Annotated in this window: 19 protein-coding genes; 2 read left to right on the top strand and 17 right to left on the bottom strand. The window is 61.1% G+C overall.

The annotated features are described in order from the left end of the window. Positions 1-73: 73 nt before the first annotated feature. The 5 genes from HY30_RS05335 to ychF form a co-directional block, all read right to left on the bottom strand. The gene (locus HY30_RS05335; protein ID WP_081812067.1) at positions 74-571 is read right to left on the bottom strand and encodes a Csu type fimbrial protein; all 498 of its coding nucleotides are present in this window, start codon (positions 569-571) and stop codon (positions 74-76) included. Next, positions 568-2,850 (bottom strand): fimbria/pilus outer membrane usher protein, encoded by a 2,283-nt coding sequence (locus tag HY30_RS05330; RefSeq protein ID WP_034737912.1) that lies wholly within the window; start codon positions 2,848-2,850, stop codon positions 568-570. Before HY30_RS05330 ends, HY30_RS05335 begins: the two co-directional genes overlap by 4 nt. 73 nt (positions 2,851-2,923) lie before the next feature. Next, complete coding sequence (locus tag HY30_RS05325) at positions 2,924-3,661, bottom strand: fimbrial biogenesis chaperone (protein WP_034737910.1); 738 nt, start codon at positions 3,659-3,661, stop codon at positions 2,924-2,926. A 20-nt stretch (positions 3,662-3,681) separates the two neighbouring features. Then, positions 3,682-4,191: a Csu type fimbrial protein gene (locus tag HY30_RS19660; protein ID WP_081812065.1), complete on the bottom strand. Its 510-nt coding sequence runs from the start codon at positions 4,189-4,191 to the stop codon at positions 3,682-3,684. A 130-nt stretch (positions 4,192-4,321) separates the two neighbouring features. After that, complete coding sequence (gene ychF / locus HY30_RS05315; RefSeq protein ID WP_034737908.1) at positions 4,322-5,419, bottom strand: redox-regulated ATPase YchF; 1,098 nt, start codon at positions 5,417-5,419, stop codon at positions 4,322-4,324. A gap of 147 nt (positions 5,420-5,566) precedes the next feature. On the opposite strand from ychF, the gene HY30_RS05310 reads away from it, so the two are divergent. Next, positions 5,567-6,475: a toll/interleukin-1 receptor domain-containing protein gene (locus HY30_RS05310; RefSeq protein ID WP_034737906.1), complete on the top strand. Its 909-nt coding sequence runs from the start codon at positions 5,567-5,569 to the stop codon at positions 6,473-6,475. A gap of 79 nt (positions 6,476-6,554) precedes the next feature. On the opposite strand, the gene HY30_RS05305 is transcribed toward HY30_RS05310, so the two are convergent. The 9 genes from HY30_RS05305 to HY30_RS05265 form a co-directional block, all read right to left on the bottom strand. Beyond that, positions 6,555-7,157 carry a F0F1 ATP synthase subunit B family protein gene (locus HY30_RS05305; protein WP_081812064.1) on the bottom strand — a complete coding sequence of 201 codons (603 nt, stop codon included), beginning with the start codon at positions 7,155-7,157 and terminating at the stop codon, positions 6,555-6,557. Between the two features lie 4 nt (positions 7,158-7,161). Then, positions 7,162-7,713 carry a F0F1 ATP synthase subunit B family protein gene (locus tag HY30_RS05300; protein ID WP_034737904.1) on the bottom strand — a complete coding sequence of 184 codons (552 nt, stop codon included), beginning with the start codon at positions 7,711-7,713 and terminating at the stop codon, positions 7,162-7,164. Positions 7,714-7,788: 75 nt separating this feature from the next. Beyond that, positions 7,789-8,025: a F0F1 ATP synthase subunit C gene (locus HY30_RS05295; RefSeq protein ID WP_034737903.1), complete on the bottom strand. Its 237-nt coding sequence runs from the start codon at positions 8,023-8,025 to the stop codon at positions 7,789-7,791. Between the two features lie 115 nt (positions 8,026-8,140). Further along, positions 8,141-8,899, bottom strand: a complete 759-nt coding sequence (locus HY30_RS05290; protein WP_034737980.1) for a F0F1 ATP synthase subunit A — start codon at positions 8,897-8,899, stop codon at positions 8,141-8,143. Between the two features lie 17 nt (positions 8,900-8,916). Beyond that, positions 8,917-9,267, bottom strand: coding sequence for an AtpZ/AtpI family protein (locus HY30_RS05285; RefSeq protein ID WP_051614877.1), 351 nt, complete (start codon positions 9,265-9,267; stop codon positions 8,917-8,919). A 149-nt stretch (positions 9,268-9,416) separates the two neighbouring features. Further along, the gene (gene smc, locus HY30_RS05280; RefSeq protein WP_034737898.1) at positions 9,417-12,878 is read right to left on the bottom strand and encodes a chromosome segregation protein SMC; all 3,462 of its coding nucleotides are present in this window, start codon (positions 12,876-12,878) and stop codon (positions 9,417-9,419) included. A gap of 15 nt (positions 12,879-12,893) precedes the next feature. Next, positions 12,894-13,559, bottom strand: a complete 666-nt coding sequence (locus HY30_RS05275; protein WP_162176892.1) for a DsbA family protein — start codon at positions 13,557-13,559, stop codon at positions 12,894-12,896. 70 nt (positions 13,560-13,629) lie between these two features. After that, positions 13,630-14,295 carry a DsbA family protein gene (locus HY30_RS05270; RefSeq protein ID WP_051614876.1) on the bottom strand — a complete coding sequence of 222 codons (666 nt, stop codon included), beginning with the start codon at positions 14,293-14,295 and terminating at the stop codon, positions 13,630-13,632. Positions 14,296-14,321: 26 nt separating this feature from the next. Then, a complete protein-coding gene (locus HY30_RS05265) occupies positions 14,322-14,894 on the bottom strand; it encodes a DUF721 domain-containing protein (RefSeq protein WP_051614874.1) in 573 nt (190 codons plus the stop codon). 42 nt (positions 14,895-14,936) lie between these two features. Here HY30_RS05265 and mutY point away from each other — a divergent pair, with 42 nt between their 5' ends. Beyond that, positions 14,937-15,980, top strand: coding sequence for an A/G-specific adenine glycosylase (mutY, locus tag HY30_RS05260; protein ID WP_034737894.1), 1,044 nt, complete (start codon positions 14,937-14,939; stop codon positions 15,978-15,980). Here mutY and HY30_RS05255 read toward each other — a convergent pair. The 3 genes from HY30_RS05255 to HY30_RS05245 all read right to left on the bottom strand — a co-directional run bounded on the left by HY30_RS05255 (position 15,977) and on the right by HY30_RS05245 (position 18,879). Beyond that, the gene (locus HY30_RS05255; protein ID WP_034737892.1) at positions 15,977-17,059 is read right to left on the bottom strand and encodes a site-specific DNA-methyltransferase; all 1,083 of its coding nucleotides are present in this window, start codon (positions 17,057-17,059) and stop codon (positions 15,977-15,979) included. The two genes, mutY and HY30_RS05255, sit on opposite strands and share 4 nt — an antisense overlap. A 195-nt stretch (positions 17,060-17,254) precedes the next feature. Beyond that, complete coding sequence (locus HY30_RS05250) at positions 17,255-18,388, bottom strand: PA0069 family radical SAM protein (RefSeq protein WP_034737890.1); 1,134 nt, start codon at positions 18,386-18,388, stop codon at positions 17,255-17,257. Between the two features lie 86 nt (positions 18,389-18,474). Then, entirely contained in the window at positions 18,475-18,879 is a 405-nt protein-coding gene (locus HY30_RS05245; protein ID WP_051614872.1) for a BLUF domain-containing protein, read from the bottom strand. Positions 18,880-18,890: the final 11 nt, after the last annotated feature.

Raw genomic sequence — 18,890 nt, 5'->3', positions numbered from 1 at the left:
GGAGCGTAACCGCAAGTCCTGCTTCGCGTGAAAACACATACCGGCCCTTTCAGGCACATGTGGTGATCGCCGATCAGAAAGTCACGGTCGCAACAAGGGAGTCCGCATAACTGCCTGCGCCCACGGTCTGGCCAGGCGGAATACGGCCATAGACCGGGAAAGCGTCGGTCTTGGGAAACAGAAGGCTGAGCGTATAGCTGTTGCCCAGCGTGACTGTTCCTCCGGCGCCATTTCCCCAGACGCTGGTGCGGGACGGGTTTGTGTAGAGGTTATAGGCGAGGGTCGAGCCGCCATTGGCCATGGAGCGCGACAGGGCTGTGCCACTGCTGCCGCTGCTGAGAGAGATCGTATAGGAAACGCCCACGCTGGCGACGAGCGCCCCGCATGTCACGCGTACCTCGCCGGTCGCATCATGATTGGAGCCGCTCAGTGGATCATAGGTGCCAAAGGACACATCATCTGAGCTGATCGAGCAGCTGCACCCGAGGCCGGTGCAAGTGGCTTCCGCGCGTTCGCAGAAGATAATGACCGGCACCATCAAGAGGCTAAGCGGGATGAGGGCGGGTCTCATGCAGGTGCCCCTTCGCTGGCCGGGTGACAGGTGATTGTGCCGAGATCGGTGACTGCAACATCCGCTCGACCGGCGGGGCCGTGGAGGCTTGCCATGCAGGCGTCTGTGTCTGATTCCTGCATCAGGCGGACCAATGAGCCGGCATCCGGAACAAAGACGCGACCGTCACTTCCGACAACATAGGATTTCCCCGTTGCAGTATCCCGCAGTCGTGTGCCCGTCTGAAGCGGACGACCATCAGGCTGGACGACATAAGCAATGACATCCGCATGATGGGAAATGCCGAAATCCACCCGATGCCCGGTTCGGAACCCCGGTACGAGTGCGACTTGGGTCCTCGAGAAATCGGCTGTGAGGGGCAGGTCCGTCGGTTCGAAGGCAACCACATTTGTTTCATGGTTCCTGATATCCGAGATGACCAATCTGCCTCTCTTGTCGGTCACGCCAACGAGCTGCCTGTCATGATAGACGCGGACGCCGGGTTCCCCGTCCAGTTCTACCAGGGCCATGCTGTCAGTTATGGCGGGAGCCACGACAAGCTCACTGCCGAAATAGGCCAGCCCGCCGCGCAGGCCCAGGCGGCCGGCGCGGCGGCCTTCAACATCGCTGAAGTCGGCCGATGCCTCGCCGACAGAGCCGCGATAGATCACGCCCCCCGCGAACCGCTCAAGGCTGTCCCGTTCCAATTCGACATTATAACCCAGCCCACCACTGCGCGGCGCGCTCCTGCGGAAGCGGGCTTCTACGCCCGTTCTGTTGTTTCGGTAGTCCACGCCCGTTGCTGCCGTTCCATCGGGGCCGAATGGAATGGAGACGCGCAGGCTCGCCAACAATTTATCGTCAGGCTCGGTGGCTTTCAGGGCAGAGACAGCGATGGACGCGCGCCGCCATCGGCTGTTGAGACCAAAGCCCACGGCTGAATAGTCCTCACCCGTGCGTTCGTCCTGTTTAACCCAGTTGAGCGTTGCGGTACCAACGGCGTCGATATTCCACCCGAGAAAGGCGCGCGCTGTTGTGCGGGGCAGGGCGCCCTCTTCCCCAATGCGCCTGTAGGCTTCCGAAGCGTAAGTCACTGTCGATCCCAGGGTGAGGGACCGGCTGCGATATTCATGGCTTACCTGAAACTGGCTGCCGGTATGCCCTTCGCTATCTGAGAGCGCTGCCGAGGTTTCAATGACGCCGAAGTGCGTGCCTGACTTTGTTGCCGATAGGCCTGCGATATAAACGCCATCTGAGATTTCAGTCCGGGCGCCCATGGTCAGCGTGTCGCTCAATCCGCGCGCATAGCCACCCGCGAGGAAAGGATCGCTATAGTGGTTGGACTCCAAGCCGAAATCTTCTCTTAGCCAGCCGGCTTCCAGAGAATAGTCCGCAAGGCCGGGGCGCAGCAATTGAGGCGCCGCATAGAATTGGGTGGCGACAATCGTCTCCCGCCCGAGCACATCCGTGACGACCGCCTGTGCCGTGCCGGCGCCTGTGACAACGGGTAGGTCAGTGATCGTGAACGGTCCCGGCTTGAGATTGCCCTGGAAACGTTCCGTAGCATTGATCAGGACAGACACTGTTCCCGGCACGGTCGCGTCGCCGGAGAGTGATGGGGTCGGGAAGGTCAGGATGTCGGGATTGAGGCTGAAGTCTGTGCCCCAGCGCACCCCCCCGAAGCGCACCGGCATGCCCCATGTTCCGGCATCGCTGACCGTATCGCCCAGTCGCAGACGACGCGTCGAGCCCGGGTCGTCTATCGTCCAGTTTGATTCAAGCCGTATGCATTCGCTCGGAGGCTTTGAAATGCAGAACAAGTCTGTGAGGCCTGTGCCCCAGGGTGTGAACAGGCCTGTCTCGGCAAAACCGGCGACTGACTCGCCCGTGTCGCCGAACTGGGAGTAAAGATCATAGTTGATGAACAGGCCAGGCGTTACGGCCGAGAAGGCCGGTTGCGTCACAGTATTGAAATTCAATCTGTTGGGCTCATAGCACTGAGTGCTGCAGGTAATGTCGAGACGGGTATGGTCGGCCGAAAAACGCACTTGCGCATCGCCAATGGTGCTGATCGGCACATAGTCCTGGCCGCGTACTGTCTCAAAGCCGTCAGGGATCCTCAGCCCAACCTGCCCAAGATAGGCCTTCGGGAGCCAGATTATTCCATCGCGTTCCATAATCATCAGGGGGGCTGGCGACGCCTGGCCGTTCAGGCGCGTCTCAACTATGTGATACGCGTCAGTCGTGGACGACAAGAAACCTCTCAGTCCGAGCGTGCGGGAAAGGGATGCAGCCACCATGCGGCCTCCCTCCCTGGCGGCGGGCGTGTCTGCGTAGACCAGGCCGCCAGCGACGACGCCCGGTAAAATAAGACTAATCGTCAGTCTGGTGCGGAACACTTGCATTGCCCGCCACCAGGTAAAGCGTTTGTGCATTTGAGGCATATGTTGGCGCCAGATCGGCCATGATCCGGTCGCGCGGAACGCCTGCGAGCGCTTCCGAACATATGGTCGCCTCCGATGCCGGCAGGATATATTGCTGGACTGAGATCATCTCCGCCGTGCCTTTGTGGCCCCCAAGGCCGACAATCTTCTGGTAGGAGCTGCCCTCATTGCGCAGGCGGATGCACAGGGCGCCATCCTGTTCACGCGCATCGGCGAGCCGAAGTTTAGACTGCGGCGCATTTGCCGGTACGATAACCGGCAACAGAAACTCCATGCGGATACGTAGCGCGTTCGCGGTATTCGGGCCGGTCGGCGTGATGTCACGGACACGTATCCGAAATGTCTCTTCGGCGTCGCCATTTACAGACGGGGAGGCGAGACCGATACGGACGAGGGTTTCCGTGCCAGGCGCGAGCGACGCCACAGGAGGGGTGATGATCAGGGCTGGCGCGCTAGAGAGTTGGTCACTGCCATCGGCTTGCTTCCAGGAGAACCCTGTCAACTCATATGTCTTGTCTGTCGCACCATCGTTTACCAGTCTCAAAGTGGCGATCGGATGGTCGCGCTCCAGCGTGATCATCGTGGGGGCAAGTTCAAGAGCGCTTGACGACGGGAGCAGGATTGAAACCGCGGCCCCGAAGACGATTAATTTCACCTTGTTCAACATTGAAAAATCGCCTCTTGCCGCTAGTAGGTTATCGTCGCCGTCACTGTGTCGGAATAGTCGCCGGCGGGTTCCCCCTGGCCTGCAGGCATGCGTCCATAAACTGTCAGATCCTGAACACTGCCACTGCCTGTGCCGGTAACGTCAGAAGAGCCGCCAGTACCATCACCCCAGACTGTACCGTAGCCCGAGTTCGTGTAGAGGTTGTACGAGAGTGTATTGGAGCCATCAGTCATGAGGCGTGCGGGTATGGTGCCGCCCCCTGTGGTTCCGGCATTCAGCGCAACTGAATAGCTGGCGCCTGACGTGCAAGTAACTGAGATTGTCGACGTCGAGTCGAGTGGGCTTGGCGATAGTGCGTCATAGGTTCCGAAGTCGTGGTCGGTAGCGGATATCTCGCATGCTGCAATAACTGTTACAGTCACATCGAAGGTATCTGTATCGGTTGCAGCGCTTGACGTCCCCAATGGAAGCAGCACCCCTGCAATCGCAAGGATGATGCATGGTGTGTAGTTAAACGGTACTTTTTGCATCGCGCCTTCCCAAGCTGCGTCCCCATGGAAGGGGATGTCTCTCCGGGAGGTAGAATGATATGTATACGTTACGCGATAGTTAATCCTTACTTATATCCACACTCATAAAATGAGCTCTGCGAACCCCTCCTCAAACGTTGAATCGGAAGTGGAGTACGTCACCATCCTGGACGACGTATTCCTTGCCCTCTGCGCGCATTTTGCCGGCTTCCTTCGCACCGGCTTCGCCGCCATTGGCAACGAAGTCTGAATAGGCGATGGTCTCGGCCCGGATGAAACCTTTTTCGAAATCTCCATGGATGACGCCTGCGGCCTTCGGGGCCGTCCAGCCGCGCCGGATGGTCCAGGCGCGCGCCTCTTTTGGGCCGACCGTGAAATAGGTCTGGAGGTTGAGCAGGTCATAGCCGGAATGGATCAGGCGGGTCAGGCCCGGCTCTTCCAGACCGAGCGTTTCCAGATATTCGGCGCGGTCGGCATCATCGAGCAAGGCCAGCTCGCTCTCGATCTGGGCCGAGAACACCACGCATCCGGCGCCTTCTTCCTTGGCGCGCGCCACCACACGTTCGGAATGGGCATTGCCGGTGGCAGCACTGTCTTCATCGACATTGGCCACGAACAGAACAGGCTTGGAGGTCAGCAACTGGAGCATGTTCCAGGCGCGCGTCTCGTCTTTGGGCACAGCGGCCTTGCGGGCAGGGCGGCCTTCGTTGAGTTCAGCAAGGGCGAGGTCGATCAGCGCAACTTGCGCCTTGGCATCCTTGTCACCGGATTTGGCCTTCTTCTCGACGCCGGCTTTGCGCTTGTCGAGACTTTCCAGGTCGGCCAGCATAAGCTCGGTCTCGACCACCTCGAAGTCTGCGATCGGGTCGACCGTGCCGCGGACGTGCGTGATGTCATCGTTCTCGAAGCAGCGCAGGACATAGATGACTGCGTCGGTTTCGCGGATATTGGCCAAGAACTGGTTGCCGAGACCTTCGCCCTTGGAGGCCCCCTCAACGAGGCCGGCGATATCGACGAAGTTCATGCGCGCCGGAATGATCTCCTTCGAACCTGCAATCCGGGCCAGTTCGTTGAGCCGGGGTTCCGGCACCGCGACTTCACCAACGTTCGGCTCGATCGTGCAGAACGGATAATTGGCGGCCTGTGCGGCGGCGGTCTGCGTGAGCGCGTTGAAGAGGGTCGACTTGCCGACATTGGGCAGGCCCACAATTCCACATTTGAAGCCCATTCCGGCCTCCTTTTTCTGACTGTCTGACGGGGGCCTTAGCGCTATTTCGCCACGAAAAACAGGCAGTTTTGTCGCCTGAAAGCGGAATTGGGTGGCCAAGGGGGGCAGTATTGCTATGCTCGGCACAAGAGTTGCAGGAATGACCCCATGGCATATGACGTCTTTCTGGTATCCGCGAACGAAGATCGCGACACGGCGAAGCTGATCGCAAGGCGGCTTCGCGCCCTCAAATTCAAGGTCTGGTTTGACCAGAAGCAGGTCGACGAGACCTTTGACGCCAAGGACGCGCGTAATGCGATGAACTCCACGTCCATGCTCGTCCTGTGGTCCGAGAACGCGGTCAAGAGCGACTGGGTCAGGGCCGCCGCTTCGGTGGGCCATTCCCGTCCTGGCACGCTTGTCCAGATGGGCCTCGACAAGACCATTCCTTATGAGCCATTCCGGACCAACAAGCGTTTCTCGATTGTTGGCATGACATCCCGCAAGACGCCTGAGGGCTTTTACCAGGCCGTGGACGAGCTTGGCAGCCGTGATGGTCGCACCGACCTGCGCGAGTGGATGGGTTATGGTTCGAAGGATGAGGATGAGCGGGCAGACTGGCTCGCCGCCCACCCCGAAGACCCTCTGGCGCTCCACGCGAAGACACAGCGTGAAAAAGAGCTTGGCAAGAAGCCAGCGCCTGCCCCTGAGGCACAAGGCGCTGCAGCGCTCGCTGCGGCATCACTCAAGGGCGCGAATGGTAACGGCCATCGTCCGGTCGCCGGGGTCAAGATTGCCGAAGCGGCTCGGCCGACAGCCGCCACCATTCGTCAGGCGGATGCCGACATGGGCATTGGCTGGGGCACGATTGGCGGCATCATGGTCGCAATCGCGGCCATGCTGATCCTTGCATGGGTCTTCCGCTCCCAACCTCTCACACCTGAAATGCGGGCCTCCATGCCAGCGATCAGCAATGGTACGGCAGTGGCCCTGACATGCCCTGCCGGTCAGGTGCCACGCTCGCTCATGAACCAGGTGCTTCAGCCGGGCGCCATCGTGGACGACACCGCCGAGTAGGCATTCCTCCACGGTCAAAAGAAAAGCGCCGCCGGATCTCTCCAGCGGCGCTTTTCTTTATGAGCTCGAGCCTGCGCTGCTAGCTCAGGGCGCGGTCGATCTCGCGGGCAGCTGCCTCGAACTGGTCAACGCCGTTATCCTCGCTGAGGACGCGGCGTGCGGCCGAGATGGCGGCATCCGCTGCTGCGCGGCGCACCTGTTCGGTCGCTTCGGCTTCCGCGCGGTAGATACGCGCCTCGGCAAGCGCTTCACGGCGAACGAGACGGTCGGCAATGTCCTTGCGGGCCTCTGCCATGATCTGTTTCGCGTCAGCCTTAGCCTGGTCGATCATGGCCTCGGCTTCCTTGTCAGCGTCCTGCTGGCGACGTTCAGCCAGGGCAAGCGCCTCGGCAGCGCGTTCACGCAGGTTGCGGGCCTCTTCCAGTTCGGCAGAGATGGCGCTGGCGCGATTGTCCAGGCCACCAAGAATGGTCTTGAAGGCGCCCATACGTGCCGCGATCAGGAGGAAGACAACAAATGCCAGGAAGGCGGTGAATGTCACCGGGTCGGTGAACGCATAGGCCAGTCCGCCAATGAAGCCCTCACCATGACCGGCAGCGTGGCCTTCTTCCGCCGCCAAGGCTGGCAGGGCTGCGCTTGCAGCCAGTACGCTCATCGGGATGAGATATTTCATCGTCCGCATGTGACTACTCCAGCGCCGCAGTAACGGCTTTTTTCAGCTCGGATTTCGAAGCCGATACGCCGAACCGACCAACAATCGTGTCTGCGGTCTCAATGGCGATCTGCTCGACATTCTTCATGGCTTCAACGCGAAGACTTGCGATCCGCTCGTCAGCCGCATCCAGCTTCTTTTCAATTTCGGCGTCGACGCGTGCCGTTTCGGCGGCCATTTCGGCATCCATCTTGGCGCGAGCCTTGTCAGCCGTTTCGCGGGCCTTGTTCTTGGCCTGCGCAATGCGCAGCTCAAGAGCCTGCTGGGCTTCCGTTGCCTGGTCGTTCAGGCGGGCCGCCTGGTCGAGGTCGGATGCGATCCGGTCAGAACGCTTTTCGAGCGTATCCGACAGTTTCGGCAGGATGACCCGCGACATGGTGAGGTAGAGGATGCCAAACAGGATCGCCAGCCAGAACAGCTGGGATGGCATGTGCCATGTTTCGAACGGCGGAAACGGCGGCGGTGTGTCTTCCGCAAGATGTTCGGACCCGTGGGCCGCAGTTTCTGCAAGCAATGCGATCAGCATCAAAATATCCTCGGTTTCATGTCAGTCGTCAGGGCTGGAGACGCAAATGTCGCCAGCCCGAAGCCGGAAAGCTTCCTAGACGACGAACAGGATCAGGATGGCCACGAGGAACGACAGAATGCCGAGCGCTTCGGAGAGGGCCATACCGATGAAGAGGTTGCCGGTCTGCTGCGGGGCAGCCGATGGGTTGCGCATTGCGGCGTCGAGGAACGAGCCGAAGATGTTGCCCACACCGATAGCGGCACCGATCATGCCGAGTGTTGCGAGGCCTGCGCCAACATATTTGAGGCCGAGGGTGATATCGCCTTCCATGGGGATCTCCTTATGGGAATGCTGTTGTTCTACAAAGTGCCGCCCGTGAAGCGTGTTCCGTGTGCGGCGTCAAGCGGTTTGGTGTGACCATGTGGCCGCACCGGCGAAAGGGTAACTAGTGTGCGGGGTGGAACGCGTCGTTAAGGTACACACAGGTCAGAATGGCGAAGACGTAAGCCTGCAGGCCAGCGACCAGAAGCTCAAGTGCGTTGAGCGCAACGCCCATGGCAAAAGCGAATGGCGCGATGATGATATAGGCGCCGCCTGCTGCGATCAGGCCGACAGCGAAACCGGCGAACAGTTTCAGCATGATGTGTCCGGCCAGCATGTTGGCGAACAGACGCAGCGACAGGGTCAGCGGGCGGGCAAAGAAGGAAATGATCTCAATCGGGATCAGAATGATATAGATTGGCCATGGTGCGCCCGACGGGGCGAAGAGCTTCAGGAACTTGAAGCCGTTCTTGTAGAAGCCGAAGCCGATCACGATGGAAATCACGAGGAGGGCCAAGGCGCCGGTCACGATGATATGGCTCGTGGTGGTGAAGGCGTAAGGCACCATGCCGATCATGTTCGCGAAGAACAGGAAGAAGAAGAGTGTGAAGACGAACGGGAAGAACTTGAGGCCTTCCTCGCCAGCGGCGCCGCGCACCATGTCGGCCACGAAGCCGTAACCGATTTCAGCGAGCGACTGGAGGCGCGAAGGCACGAGCTGGCCTTTCGAGGCGGCCACGCCGAAGAAAGCGATCGTCAGGATGACGCCCAGCGCCATGAAGCCGGATGCGTTGGTAAACGACAGGTCGATGCCGCCGACATTGAAGTCGAGCCACTTGGTGACCTTGAACTGGTGGATGGGATCCAGCGCAACGCTCGGCATAAACAGGTTCATCCGTATCAATTCCCGTCTTCGGAGGCCTGCGGCCCCTCTGTATGTTTCAGCGCCTGAGCATTCAGCTCTTTATAGGCGCGTAATATGGCCCGAATGCCCGCTGCGAAGCCAAAAGACCCCATGATCAGCAAGCCCCAGGGCTTCGTTCCTGCGAAAACATCGATCCAGTAGCCCATGAAGCCACCGACAAAGATGCTGGCGCCGAATTCCGCGCCATATCGCAGGGCATAAGCCCCGGCCGAATGATTTCCTTCGTCAGCCTTGGTTTGCGCTTGCTTCGTCGCTTCCCGTTCAGCGCGGGCCGCCCTTGCTTTGGCGATTTCCTCACCAAGGCCGTCTGGACCCTCACTGGACATGTTTTAAAGCGCTCCGCAGCCGCGAATCCTTGCTGATCGGGAGACCCCCGGATTTCGGCGCAAACTATGAGGGGGGCTCTGCCAAGTCAACCGCGATTACAGAAACACAATTCCTTGTTTTTATTGTAATTCCTGACTGTGCGTCTGCGCTACTCCGCCGCAACAAGCTGTTCGGCGGCTTCAAGGTCCACAGAAACGAGTTTTGAAACGCCCTGTTCGCGCATGGTGACGCCGAAAAGACGGTCCATCCGGCTCATGGTGACCGGGTTATGGGTGATCACCACGAAGCGTGTGTCGGTGCGCTGGCGCATTTCGTTCAGCATGTTGCAGAAACGGTCCACGTTGGCGTCATCCAGCGGCGCGTCCACCTCGTCCAGCACGCAAATCGGTGCAGGGCGCGACAGGAACACGGCGAAGATCAGGGCGGCTGCTGTCAGCGCCTGCTCGCCGCCTGACATCAGGTTCAGCGTGCCGAGCTTCTTGCCGGGCGGTTGGGCGAAGATTTCGAGGCCGGCGTTCAGCGGGTCTTCGGCATCGACAAGGCGAAGTTCCGCCTGTCCGCCCCGGAAGAGGGCCGTGAACAGGGCCTTGAAATGCTCATTGACGGTCTCGAAGGCGGCCAACAGGCGTTCGCGCCCCTCTGCATTGAGCGCATCGACGCCTTCCCGCAGCTTGGCGATGGCGGCCGTCAGGTCTTCTTTCTCATGAACCTGGCTGCCAAGGCGGGTTTCGAGTTCCTCGGCCTCTTCCTCGGCATTCATGTTGACGCCGCCGAGCTGGTCGCGTTCGCGGCGCAGGTCTTCGACCTTGCGTTCCGCGTCGCGCGGCGTGAATTCGCCCATCTCCGCTTCGTCGAGGCCTGACTCGGCAATTGCCAACAGGCCTTCGGGCGTACGCTGGAACGAGTTGCGGGCAATCTCGACGCTTTCTTCGAGGCGACCTTCAGCCGTTTCCAGCTTCACGCTCCAACCCGCCAGTGTCTCGCGGGATTCAGATGCGGCGACGGCAGCCTGGCGTGCGGCGGTCTCGGCTTCCCGCGCTGCAGCTTCCTTTTCCGAAAGCTGGTCTGCGATGCGCTTGCGCTCTGTCTCAAGCCGTTCGACATCGGCCGCCATGGACTCGATCTCGGTGGCGAGTTCCTCGGGACGAGACTTGGCGGCGATGGCTTCGGACGCGGCACTGGCGCGGCGCTGGACGAGCCGTTCGACACGGTCACCTGCGGCGATCGCGCGGGTGGTCCAGGTTTCCACGTCGCGCTCAAGGCCCGCGCGACGGTTGGCGGCCTGTTCCCGGCCGCGTGTAATGTCTGTGAGTTGGCCGCGCGCCTCGATTTCGGCATCGCGGGCCTTTGTGACGCCCATGCGTGCTTCTGTCAGCCTTGCCTCAAGCGTTGATTCCTCTTCGGCGGAAGACTGTGGCGACATCAGCGACAGGGCTTCCTTGACCACAGCCAGATCGGCATTGGCGCGGGCGAGGGCTTCTCCGGCCGTGTCGCGCTTCATCGCGGCCCGTTCGGAGGCCTGGGAGGCTTCCGTGACCCTTGTGCGGGCCTCGCTGAGGCTACGCTGAGCCGGTGCGATGGTTTGGCGCAGACCGCGCAGGGCCTCCTCGGCGGCCAAGCGCGCATCGCGGGCTTCTGTCAGTTTGGTGGTGAGGTGCGCGAGTTCGGCCTGAAGCGGCTCGATCTCTTTTTGCGCAGCTTCAAGCCTGGCCTGCTGTTCAAGTCGGGCAGCAGCTGACACCGGTGCATCCGGTGTGCGTGTGAAACCATCCCAGCGCCACAGATGTCCCTCCCGTGAAACGAGGCGCTGGCCCGGTTTCAATTCAGCCATCAGGCGCGCGCCGTCTGCTGCCGCCGCAACGCCGCATTGAGAGAGGCGAGCCGCCAGCTCGGAAGGCGCTTCAACGAATTCGCTCAATGGTGTTGCGCCCGCAGGCAGGGACTGGATGGCAGCTCCAGCGCCGCTCCAGAACATGGCCGCAGAACGGTCCGTTGGTGCCTCGATATCGTCCCCAAGCGCGGCAGCAACGGCCTTCTCGTAGCCGTCATGTGTGCGGATGCGGTCGATAACAGGGGGCGCGCTGGGGCCATCGGCCTTGCGCAGGAGTTTTTGCAGTCCCGCAATCTCGCCTTCTAGCGCGCGCACGTCCTTGTCGGCGGCGTCGCGCGGGGGCTGGGCGTCGGCTTCCGCTGCGCGTGTCTCGGTCAGCCTTGCTTCAGCGGCTTCGACGGCTTTCTCTGCATCCTGCAATGCCTGCTCGGCTTGCGCCTCGGCGTCCTTGGCATCCTTCAGCTTGCGCACGAGCGACACGGCATCTTCGAGGCCCGCCATCTCGGCGGTCAGCCGGTTGATATCCGCCGTGATCTGGTCGCGGCGACGTGTCTGCGCGCCGACATTCTCTTCCGATGCCTTGCGGCGGGCACGCACTTCAGAGAGCTGTGCCTGTGCGTTGTCGGCGGCTTCCTCAGCGGCGGAGAGCTGGTTTCGCGCTGTTTCGAGACGGGCGCGAATCTCTGCCTCGATTTCGTCATTGCGCGCTTCGTCCATGACGGGCAGCGCGGACAGTTCATTCCGGGCGTTTTCGGTGGCCGCTTCGGCTTCGGCCTTTGCGGCTTGTTCGCGCTCAAGGTCTTCAACGAGGCGGGCAGCCTCTGCTTCCAGACGTGCATGGGCGTCAGCAGCGACCTTGCGCTCGGTTTCCAGTCTGGCGAGCGCTATACGGGCCTGGCCGAGTTTGGCGGAGGCGCCACTTTCGGCCTCGCGCAGCGGGCCAAGGCCTTCGCTGGCTTCGATACGCTCACGCTCGCAGATCGCGTCCCGACGCGTCAGGTCTTCAACAGCCCGGCGCGATTCTTCCAGTTTTTCACGGGCAATGTCGCAGGCGAGCTTGGCTTCGCTCCAGCGCAAATGGGCGACAAGGGCGTCCAGCGCGTGGATTTCATCCGACAGGCGCTTGTACTTGCGGGCCTTGCCAGCCTGACGCTTGAGACTGGCCAGCTGGCGCTCCACCTCGGCGGACACTTCTGTCAGGCGTTCAAGGTTCGCTTCGGCGCCATTGAGCTTCAGTTCGGCTTCATGGCGGCGTGTGTTGAGGCCAGCGATACCGGCAGCCTCTTCGAGAATCCGGCGGCGGTTCTGCGGCTTGGAGCCGATCAGTTCCGAAATCTGGCCCTGGCGCACGAGGGCAGGGGAGTTGGCGCCCGTCGAGGCATCGGCGAACAGGAGCTGGATGTCCTTGCCGCGCACTGTCCGGCCGTTGAGCTTGTAGGATGTGCCCGCGCCGCGGCGCAGCTTTCGCACGATTTCCAGCGTATCGGAGGAATTGAACTCGGGCGGTGCAGTTCGTTTGGAATTGTCGAGGACGAGCGTGACTTCAGCCGTCTCGCGCGCGGGCCTGCCCTGCGCGCCGGAGAAGATCAGATCGTCCATCTCGCCGCCGCGCATGGCCTTGGCCGAGCTGGCGCCCATGGCCCAGCGAAGGGCCTCAAGAAGGTTCGACTTGCCACAGCCGTTCGGACCCACAATCCCCGTGAGCCCCGGTTCTACGGGCACGGTTTGCGGGTCGACGAACGACTTGAAGCCGGCGATGCGGAGTTCGGTTATCTGCATGCCGGCCTCATATCCTTATTGTCCTGCCGTGTCGCCAGCGAGCAAGGAATCAAGCTTCGCTGAAAAGCCTTCGACCGTGCGGATGTCACCTTCGAAGCGAGACACCTGGCCGTTGAAAATGAATGTCGGGGTGCTGTCGACGCCGTCTTTCTGGGCTTCGTCATATGTCGCCTTCAGGCGGTTCCGAATGGTCTCATCCGCCATACAAGCATCGAAAGCGGCTTCGTCGGCGATCCCGTGGCGCTCGCCAATCGCGACCAGCGCCGCTTTCAGCACGCCATTGCGGGCCGCATCGGTGATGCCGGACTGGTGTTCAAACATGTCGTCCAGCACGGCAAAGAACTTGTCGTCGCCTGCGCACAGCGCCATCGCGTAGGCGGGCACGTCGATGTCGTGAACCGGATATTCCCGGTAGACCATGCGGACTTTACCTGTGGAGATGTATTTCTCGGTGATCTCCGGCAGGACAGAGTCGTGGAAATACTTGCAGGCCGGGCAGGTGGGTGAAGCGTATTCGATAAATGTCACGGGCGCATCAGCCGAACCGACAACGTGTCCGATCGCGGCCGGGTCGTTTCCGGTCTTCTTGGGGCTCGTTGCGCTATCGTCGCTGCCGCCACAGGCAGCAAGAGCCAACGCCGAAACGGCGGCCAAAGCGGTTCGTCTGGAGATGCGTTCCATCATCATAACCTTCGCGTTAAGAATTGAGTCGGGTTGGTTGCCAAATCGTTAATGCTGTGTGCCGAGCCGCCTATTCAGACAGCTTGGCCAGTTCGCCGTTCAGATAGGCCTCGAATGTTTCGCCGGAGCGGGCGTCCTGATCAGCTGGTTTGACCTGTCCGTTGACCACAAACGTCGGCGTAGCGTGCACGCCGAAAGTGTCGCCGGTCATGATCGTGTCTGCAATGCGCTGGCGGATTGCCCGGTTTACCGTGCAGGCATCAAAGGCTTTTTCGTCCGCGATGCCGTGTCGCGCAGCGATATCGAGGAGGATTTGCTTGATCGTCCCGGACTTGGAGGCATCGAAGATGTCCTGCTGGTGCTCAAACAGGTCATCCAGCACGTCAAAAAATTTGTCCTCGCCGGCGCAGTTGGCCATCGCATAGGCAACAACGTCGATATCGTTCAGCGGATATTCCCGGAAGATGAACTTTACTTTGCCCGTGGCGATGAACTTTTCTTCGACCGTCGGCATGACATCGTCGTGGAAATGCTTGCAGTGCGAGCAGGTCGGCGAGGCATATTCGATGACGGTCAGCGGCGCGTCGGCGGCGCCCTTGATGTGCCCCAGTATGGCTGGCGCGGCAGGCGCTTCAGTGGGCGCTGGCTTTGCGGCATCTCCGGTTGCATTGCCGCAGGCGGCGATAAGGAAAGCAAGAGCCGTGACAAGTGCGGACGGGCGAGGAATCAGAGACATTGAAACGGGCCTTCAGGACAGGAGGTCTACGTGGCCGGACGCGAGTCCGGGGTGGAAGTATCGGAGTCGTCTGCGGTTAGCACAGCTGCGCCCAGCGCAACAATCGCTGCGCGCAGGCTGGAATCCTGAATGCCGGCGGTCCGCGCTTCGAGGGCCTGCCGCTCTGCTGCGGTAAGGGGGCGCTTCTTGCGGCGCGGCGCGGCGGGCTCGCTGGTCGTCAGGGCGCCCTGCACGATCTTGATCGCAACGATGTCGCCGCCTGCCGATACCGAGACGCGCTGGCGGATCGTCTCGGCCTGGTGCTGCACCAGAGGTGCGGCCTGCGGAATGACGCGCAGAGTCAGCACGCGGCCGTCCTTGCCGCCGGTAATCCTCTCCGGGCGGCAGAAGGGATAGAGCTTCTCGCCGACGATTTCCCGCCAGCGGCGCTGCAGGATCTGCACGGCGGGCAGTTTCTTTGCCCCTGACTTGCGCGTCAGGCGCTCGGCGGCCAGGCCGATCTGCGAGATGCCGGGATGGACCTTGCGGGCGCGCAGATAGCGCAGCCGAACTCGGGCGCGTGCCTCTTCAATGGGGTCCAGGGTTGATCTTGTTACCATTCCCCAAGACAAGCACGGCTTGGTGGCGAGGAAAAGGCACACATGCCCGGCAAGAGGTCTTTCAAGGAACTGCCCGCACGGCTTCTGGCCTGGTATGACAAGCATGCCCGCGATTTGCCCTGGCGGGTTTCGCCAGCAGACCGGGCGCTCGGAAAACGCCCTGATCCTTACAGGATCTGGCTATCCGAGATCATGCTGCAGCAGACCACCATCCCGCACGGTACGCCGTATTTTCATGCGTTCACACAGCGCTGGCCCACGGTGGAAGCGCTCGCAAATTCTCGTGATGAGGAGGTCATGACCGCCTGGGCGGGACTCGGATACTATGCACGGGCGCGCAACCTGTTGAAATGTGCACGCGAAGTGGTGGCCCTTGGCGGCTTTCCGGAGACCGAGAAGACACTCGTGAAACTGCCGGGCATCGGCCCCTATACGGCCGGGGCGATTGCCGCGATTGCATTTGACCAGCAGGCGGCAGCTGTTGATGGCAATGTGGACCGTGTGTTCGCGCGTCTACTGGCGCTAAAGGGCGAGTGGGCGGAAGAGAAGAAGGTAATTGCGGCTGAGGTGCGGGCGCTCGTGCCTGAGAAGCGGCCGGGGGTATTCGCCGAAGCGCTGATGGATCTGGGTGCCACCATCTGCACACCAACGCGGCCGAACTGTCTCATCTGCCCGCTGGCGGACATGTGCGCAGCGCGGGCCGAGGGCGAACCGGACACTTATCCCCGCAAGCCTGCAAAGGCTGCGACAAAGGTACGTCACGGGGTGGCTTATGTCCTGCTGGAAGGGGACGAGGTCATGCTCGTGCGGCGCCCTGACAAGGGCCTGCTTGGGGGGATGCTGGCCTTGCCTGGAACGGAATGGCCGAAGAGCGGCATGCCCGACGAAGCGCCGCCAGTGGAGGCGAACTGGGAAACAATTGGCGAGGTGCGCCACGTTTTCACGCACTTTGCCCTGATCCTGACCGTCAAACAGGCCCGCCTAACGGCAAAACGCCCGGACGGGGTGTGGACACCCATCCGGGACGTTGAGGGATTGCCGAGCGTGTTCGCGAAAGCCTTCCTGCTGGCGCTGCCCGAAGCCTAGTTGAGGCCCATTTCGTCCCGATAGCGGCGGCGCAGCAGGTCGATCGGCGCGAGGTTCCGCTTGGGGTCTTCGAAGTGCCAATAAGTCCAGCCATTACAGGCAGGCGCCTGCTGGACATGTGCGCCGAGGCGGTGGATCGAGCCGGAAACGGCACCGGTTGTCAGCGAACCATCGACGCGGATGCGCGCCTGGAAGCGACGCTGAGGCGAGAAGAGGCGGTCGCCCGGTTTCAGCCAGCCATTGTCGATGAGGGCGCCGAACGGTACGCGGGGCAGGGACTTCTTGCTGCGCTCGGTTTCGAGGATCTCACCTTCAATTGGCGTGATCGCGGCGATGCGGGCGCGCGACAGGCGTACATAGTCAGGATCGCGTTCGATGCCGATGAAGTCGCGGCCAAGGCGCTTGGCGACGGCAGCCGTCGTGCCCGTGCCGGAGAAGGGGTCGAGCACCACGTCGCCCGGATGGGTCGTGGCGAGCAGGATGCGTGAGAGCAGGCTTTCCGGCTTTTGCGTCGGGTGGGCCTTCTTGCCGGCCTCATCTTTCAGGCGCTCGCCGCCCGTGCAGAGCGGGATGACCCAGTCGGAACGCATCTGCTTGTCTTCATTGAAGACTTTCAGGGCATCATAGTTGAACGTGACGCGCGAGGCTTCCGACTTGCCGGCCCATATCAGCGTTTCGTGGGCGTTCTGGAAGCGCGTGCCCTTGAAGTTGGGCATCGGGTTGGATTTCAGCCAGATGACGTCATTCTGAATCCAGAAGCCCTGGTCCTGCAGCACGGTGCCGACGCGGAAAATGTTGTGGTACGAACCGATGACCCAGATCGCGCCATCATCCTTCAGAACGCGGCGGCACTCTTCCATCCACTCATGCGTGAACAGGTCATAGGCATCGAAGCTGTCAAACTTGTCCCAGGCATCGTCCACGCCATCGACAACCGACTGGTCGGGTCGGGTCAGACCGCCGCCTAGCTGGAGGTTGTAGGGCGGATCGGCGAAGACCAGGTCGACGGAGCGGTCGGGCAGGCGGCGGAGAATGTCGATGCAGTCGCCCTGCAAGATCGTGTTGCGCTTCAATTCCATATGGCCGGCCCCGTATTGTCTACTTGTGTTTCGTGGAGACGAATCACTGAAGGACGCCGGTTTCCGAAACCCTAATAGTTGCGCAGCCGAATCAGTCCGAAATCGTTTCGATATCGAAACTAACGGATTTTGAGCCTGTGGATAGACCTGTTGATAAGTCTGTGGATGGAATCGGGATAATCGGTGAAAATCCTGTCAAAAACCAAACCGCAGCTGGCCATTTGGAGCGACCGGTGGCTGGAACAGGTCTGTTCGCAACGCGGGGCGGGGCGTGTCGAGGCCAAGCCGCCGGGTCTCCCGGGCAAAGCGCTGCGAAATTATCTGCGCAACGGGACCACGCCCGCTGCCGCGCTCAAACCAGCGGGCATCATAATCCTTGCCGCCCCGCATTTCGCGGATCGTGTTGATCACTTTCGCCGCGCGATCAGGCACGTGGGTCACCAGCCATTCATGGAAGAGGTCCTTTATCTCATGCGGCAGGCGCAGCAGAACATAGCCGGCGCCTGTGGCCCCATGTTCAGCGGCGGCCTCCAGGAGGTGCTCGATCTCATGGTCGGTCAGCCCGGGAATGATGGGGGCGGTCATGACCGTTACCGGTATGCCCGCGTCCGAAAGCGCGCGGATGGTCTGCAGCCGCCGTGAGGGCGTTGCCGCGCGCGGCTCCATCTTGCGCGCGAGGGTGCGATCCAGCGTGGTGATCGAGACGCCGACGCGCAGCAGCCCTGCTTCTGCCATGGGCGCCATCAGGTCGATATCACGTTCTATCAGGGAGGATTTGGTAAGGAGGCTGACGGGGTGGCGATAGTCCGACAGGATTTTCAGCAGTTCGCGCGTCAGTCCCAATTCGCGTTCCACCGGCTGGAAGGCATCGGTGTTGATGCCCAGCGCGATTGAGCGAGGGCGATAGCCGGGGCGGGACAATTCCCGCTTCAGCAATTCCGGCGCGTTCGGTTTGAAGAAGAGCCTGCTTTCGAAATCAAGCCCGGCAGAGAGGCCGCCATAGGCATGGCTGGGCCGGGCGAAACAATAGATGCATCCATGCTCACAGCCCCGGTAGGGGTTGATCGAACGGTCAAACGAAATGTCGGGTGACTTGTTGAAGGTGATGATCGTCTTGGCCGCTTCACGCGTCAGCGTCGTGTCGATACGGGCGGCTGCCTCTTCGACAGTATCCCAGCCGTCATCGAAGGTGTGACGCGTTTCGGGCTCGAACCGGCCAGTCTGGTTGGACACTGCGCCGCGCCCGCGCTGGTCAGACCGTTCGACGGCCTGCTGCGTGTCGATCAGCGTCACGCGGCCCGTAGGCTTGAGTTTCTGTCCTGTCCTCATGGGGCTCATGTGCCCACAAGAGCAAGAACAAAACAAGAACATATTTGGAGGTAATGCGTAGAACCTGTGGATTCAGGCTGGTGTCATCAGCCCAACAGGTTGTCGAAATTCTTGATGATCGTGCGCACGTTGTCCGGCATGTCGAGCGCCATGATTTCGGACATGGTCACCTCAGGCACATCATCTTCAGCCGTTTCAGGTTTCACCTTCTTGAACAGCATGGCCCATGGCGCAAAAATCCGCGTGTCGGCATCGCCCTGAAGAATGGAGGCGACAGACACATGCCGCTTATCATTGGAGATCTTCTCGAAGAGGGGTTCGATATCGTCCCGCTTGCCTTCAAGCACCTGCATGAAGTTCAGTCCGTTGTACATCAACAGGCCTGTGATCTCCATATCCCGGTTATTGGACACAGCGGTTGTAAGGATATCCCGAATGTCCGTTGCGGAAATATCTTCGGACGCGGAGCTGATATAGATAAGCCGGTACATGCTGTCCCCTA

The organism is Hyphomonas chukchiensis (genome assembly GCF_000682695.1).
Lineage (GTDB): Bacteria > Pseudomonadota > Alphaproteobacteria > Caulobacterales > Hyphomonadaceae > Hyphomonas > Hyphomonas chukchiensis.
The sequence above is the reverse complement of the archived record's forward strand: the minus strand, read 5'-3'. Positions and strand labels throughout refer to the sequence as shown.

Coding starts and splice junctions, on each gene's coding strand:
- HY30_RS05270 (WP_051614876.1), bottom strand. CDS start 14,295: ATGTCTCTGATTCCTCGCCCGTCCGCACTTGTCACGGCTCTTGCTTTC.
- HY30_RS05250 (WP_034737890.1), bottom strand. CDS start 18,388: ATGAGGACAGGACAGAAACTCAAGCCTACGGGCCGCGTGACGCTGATC.
- HY30_RS05305 (WP_081812064.1), bottom strand. CDS start 7,157: ATGCGGACGATGAAATATCTCATCCCGATGAGCGTACTGGCTGCAAGC.
- HY30_RS19660 (WP_081812065.1), bottom strand. CDS start 4,191: ATGCAAAAAGTACCGTTTAACTACACACCATGCATCATCCTTGCGATT.
- HY30_RS05275 (WP_162176892.1), bottom strand. CDS start 13,559: ATGGAACGCATCTCCAGACGAACCGCTTTGGCCGCCGTTTCGGCGTTG.
- mutY (WP_034737894.1), top strand. CDS start 14,937: ATGCCCGGCAAGAGGTCTTTCAAGGAACTGCCCGCACGGCTTCTGGCC.
- HY30_RS05310 (WP_034737906.1), top strand. CDS start 5,567: ATGGCATATGACGTCTTTCTGGTATCCGCGAACGAAGATCGCGACACG.
- HY30_RS05330 (WP_034737912.1), bottom strand. CDS start 2,850: ATGGTGGCTGCATCCCTTTCCCGCACGCTCGGACTGAGAGGTTTCTTG.
- HY30_RS05295 (WP_034737903.1), bottom strand. CDS start 8,025: ATGGAAGGCGATATCACCCTCGGCCTCAAATATGTTGGCGCAGGCCTC.
- HY30_RS05325 (WP_034737910.1), bottom strand. CDS start 3,661: ATGTTGAACAAGGTGAAATTAATCGTCTTCGGGGCCGCGGTTTCAATC.
- HY30_RS05290 (WP_034737980.1), bottom strand. CDS start 8,899: ATGCCGAGCGTTGCGCTGGATCCCATCCACCAGTTCAAGGTCACCAAG.
- HY30_RS05300 (WP_034737904.1), bottom strand. CDS start 7,713: ATGCTGATCGCATTGCTTGCAGAAACTGCGGCCCACGGGTCCGAACAT.
- smc (WP_034737898.1), bottom strand. CDS start 12,878: ATGCAGATAACCGAACTCCGCATCGCCGGCTTCAAGTCGTTCGTCGAC.
- HY30_RS05255 (WP_034737892.1), bottom strand. CDS start 17,059: ATGGAATTGAAGCGCAACACGATCTTGCAGGGCGACTGCATCGACATT.
- ychF (WP_034737908.1), bottom strand. CDS start 5,419: ATGGGCTTCAAATGTGGAATTGTGGGCCTGCCCAATGTCGGCAAGTCG.
- HY30_RS05265 (WP_051614874.1), bottom strand. CDS start 14,894: ATGGTAACAAGATCAACCCTGGACCCCATTGAAGAGGCACGCGCCCGA.
- HY30_RS05285 (WP_051614877.1), bottom strand. CDS start 9,267: ATGTCCAGTGAGGGTCCAGACGGCCTTGGTGAGGAAATCGCCAAAGCA.
- HY30_RS05335 (WP_081812067.1), bottom strand. CDS start 571: ATGAGACCCGCCCTCATCCCGCTTAGCCTCTTGATGGTGCCGGTCATT.
- HY30_RS05245 (WP_051614872.1), bottom strand. CDS start 18,879: ATGTACCGGCTTATCTATATCAGCTCCGCGTCCGAAGATATTTCCGCA.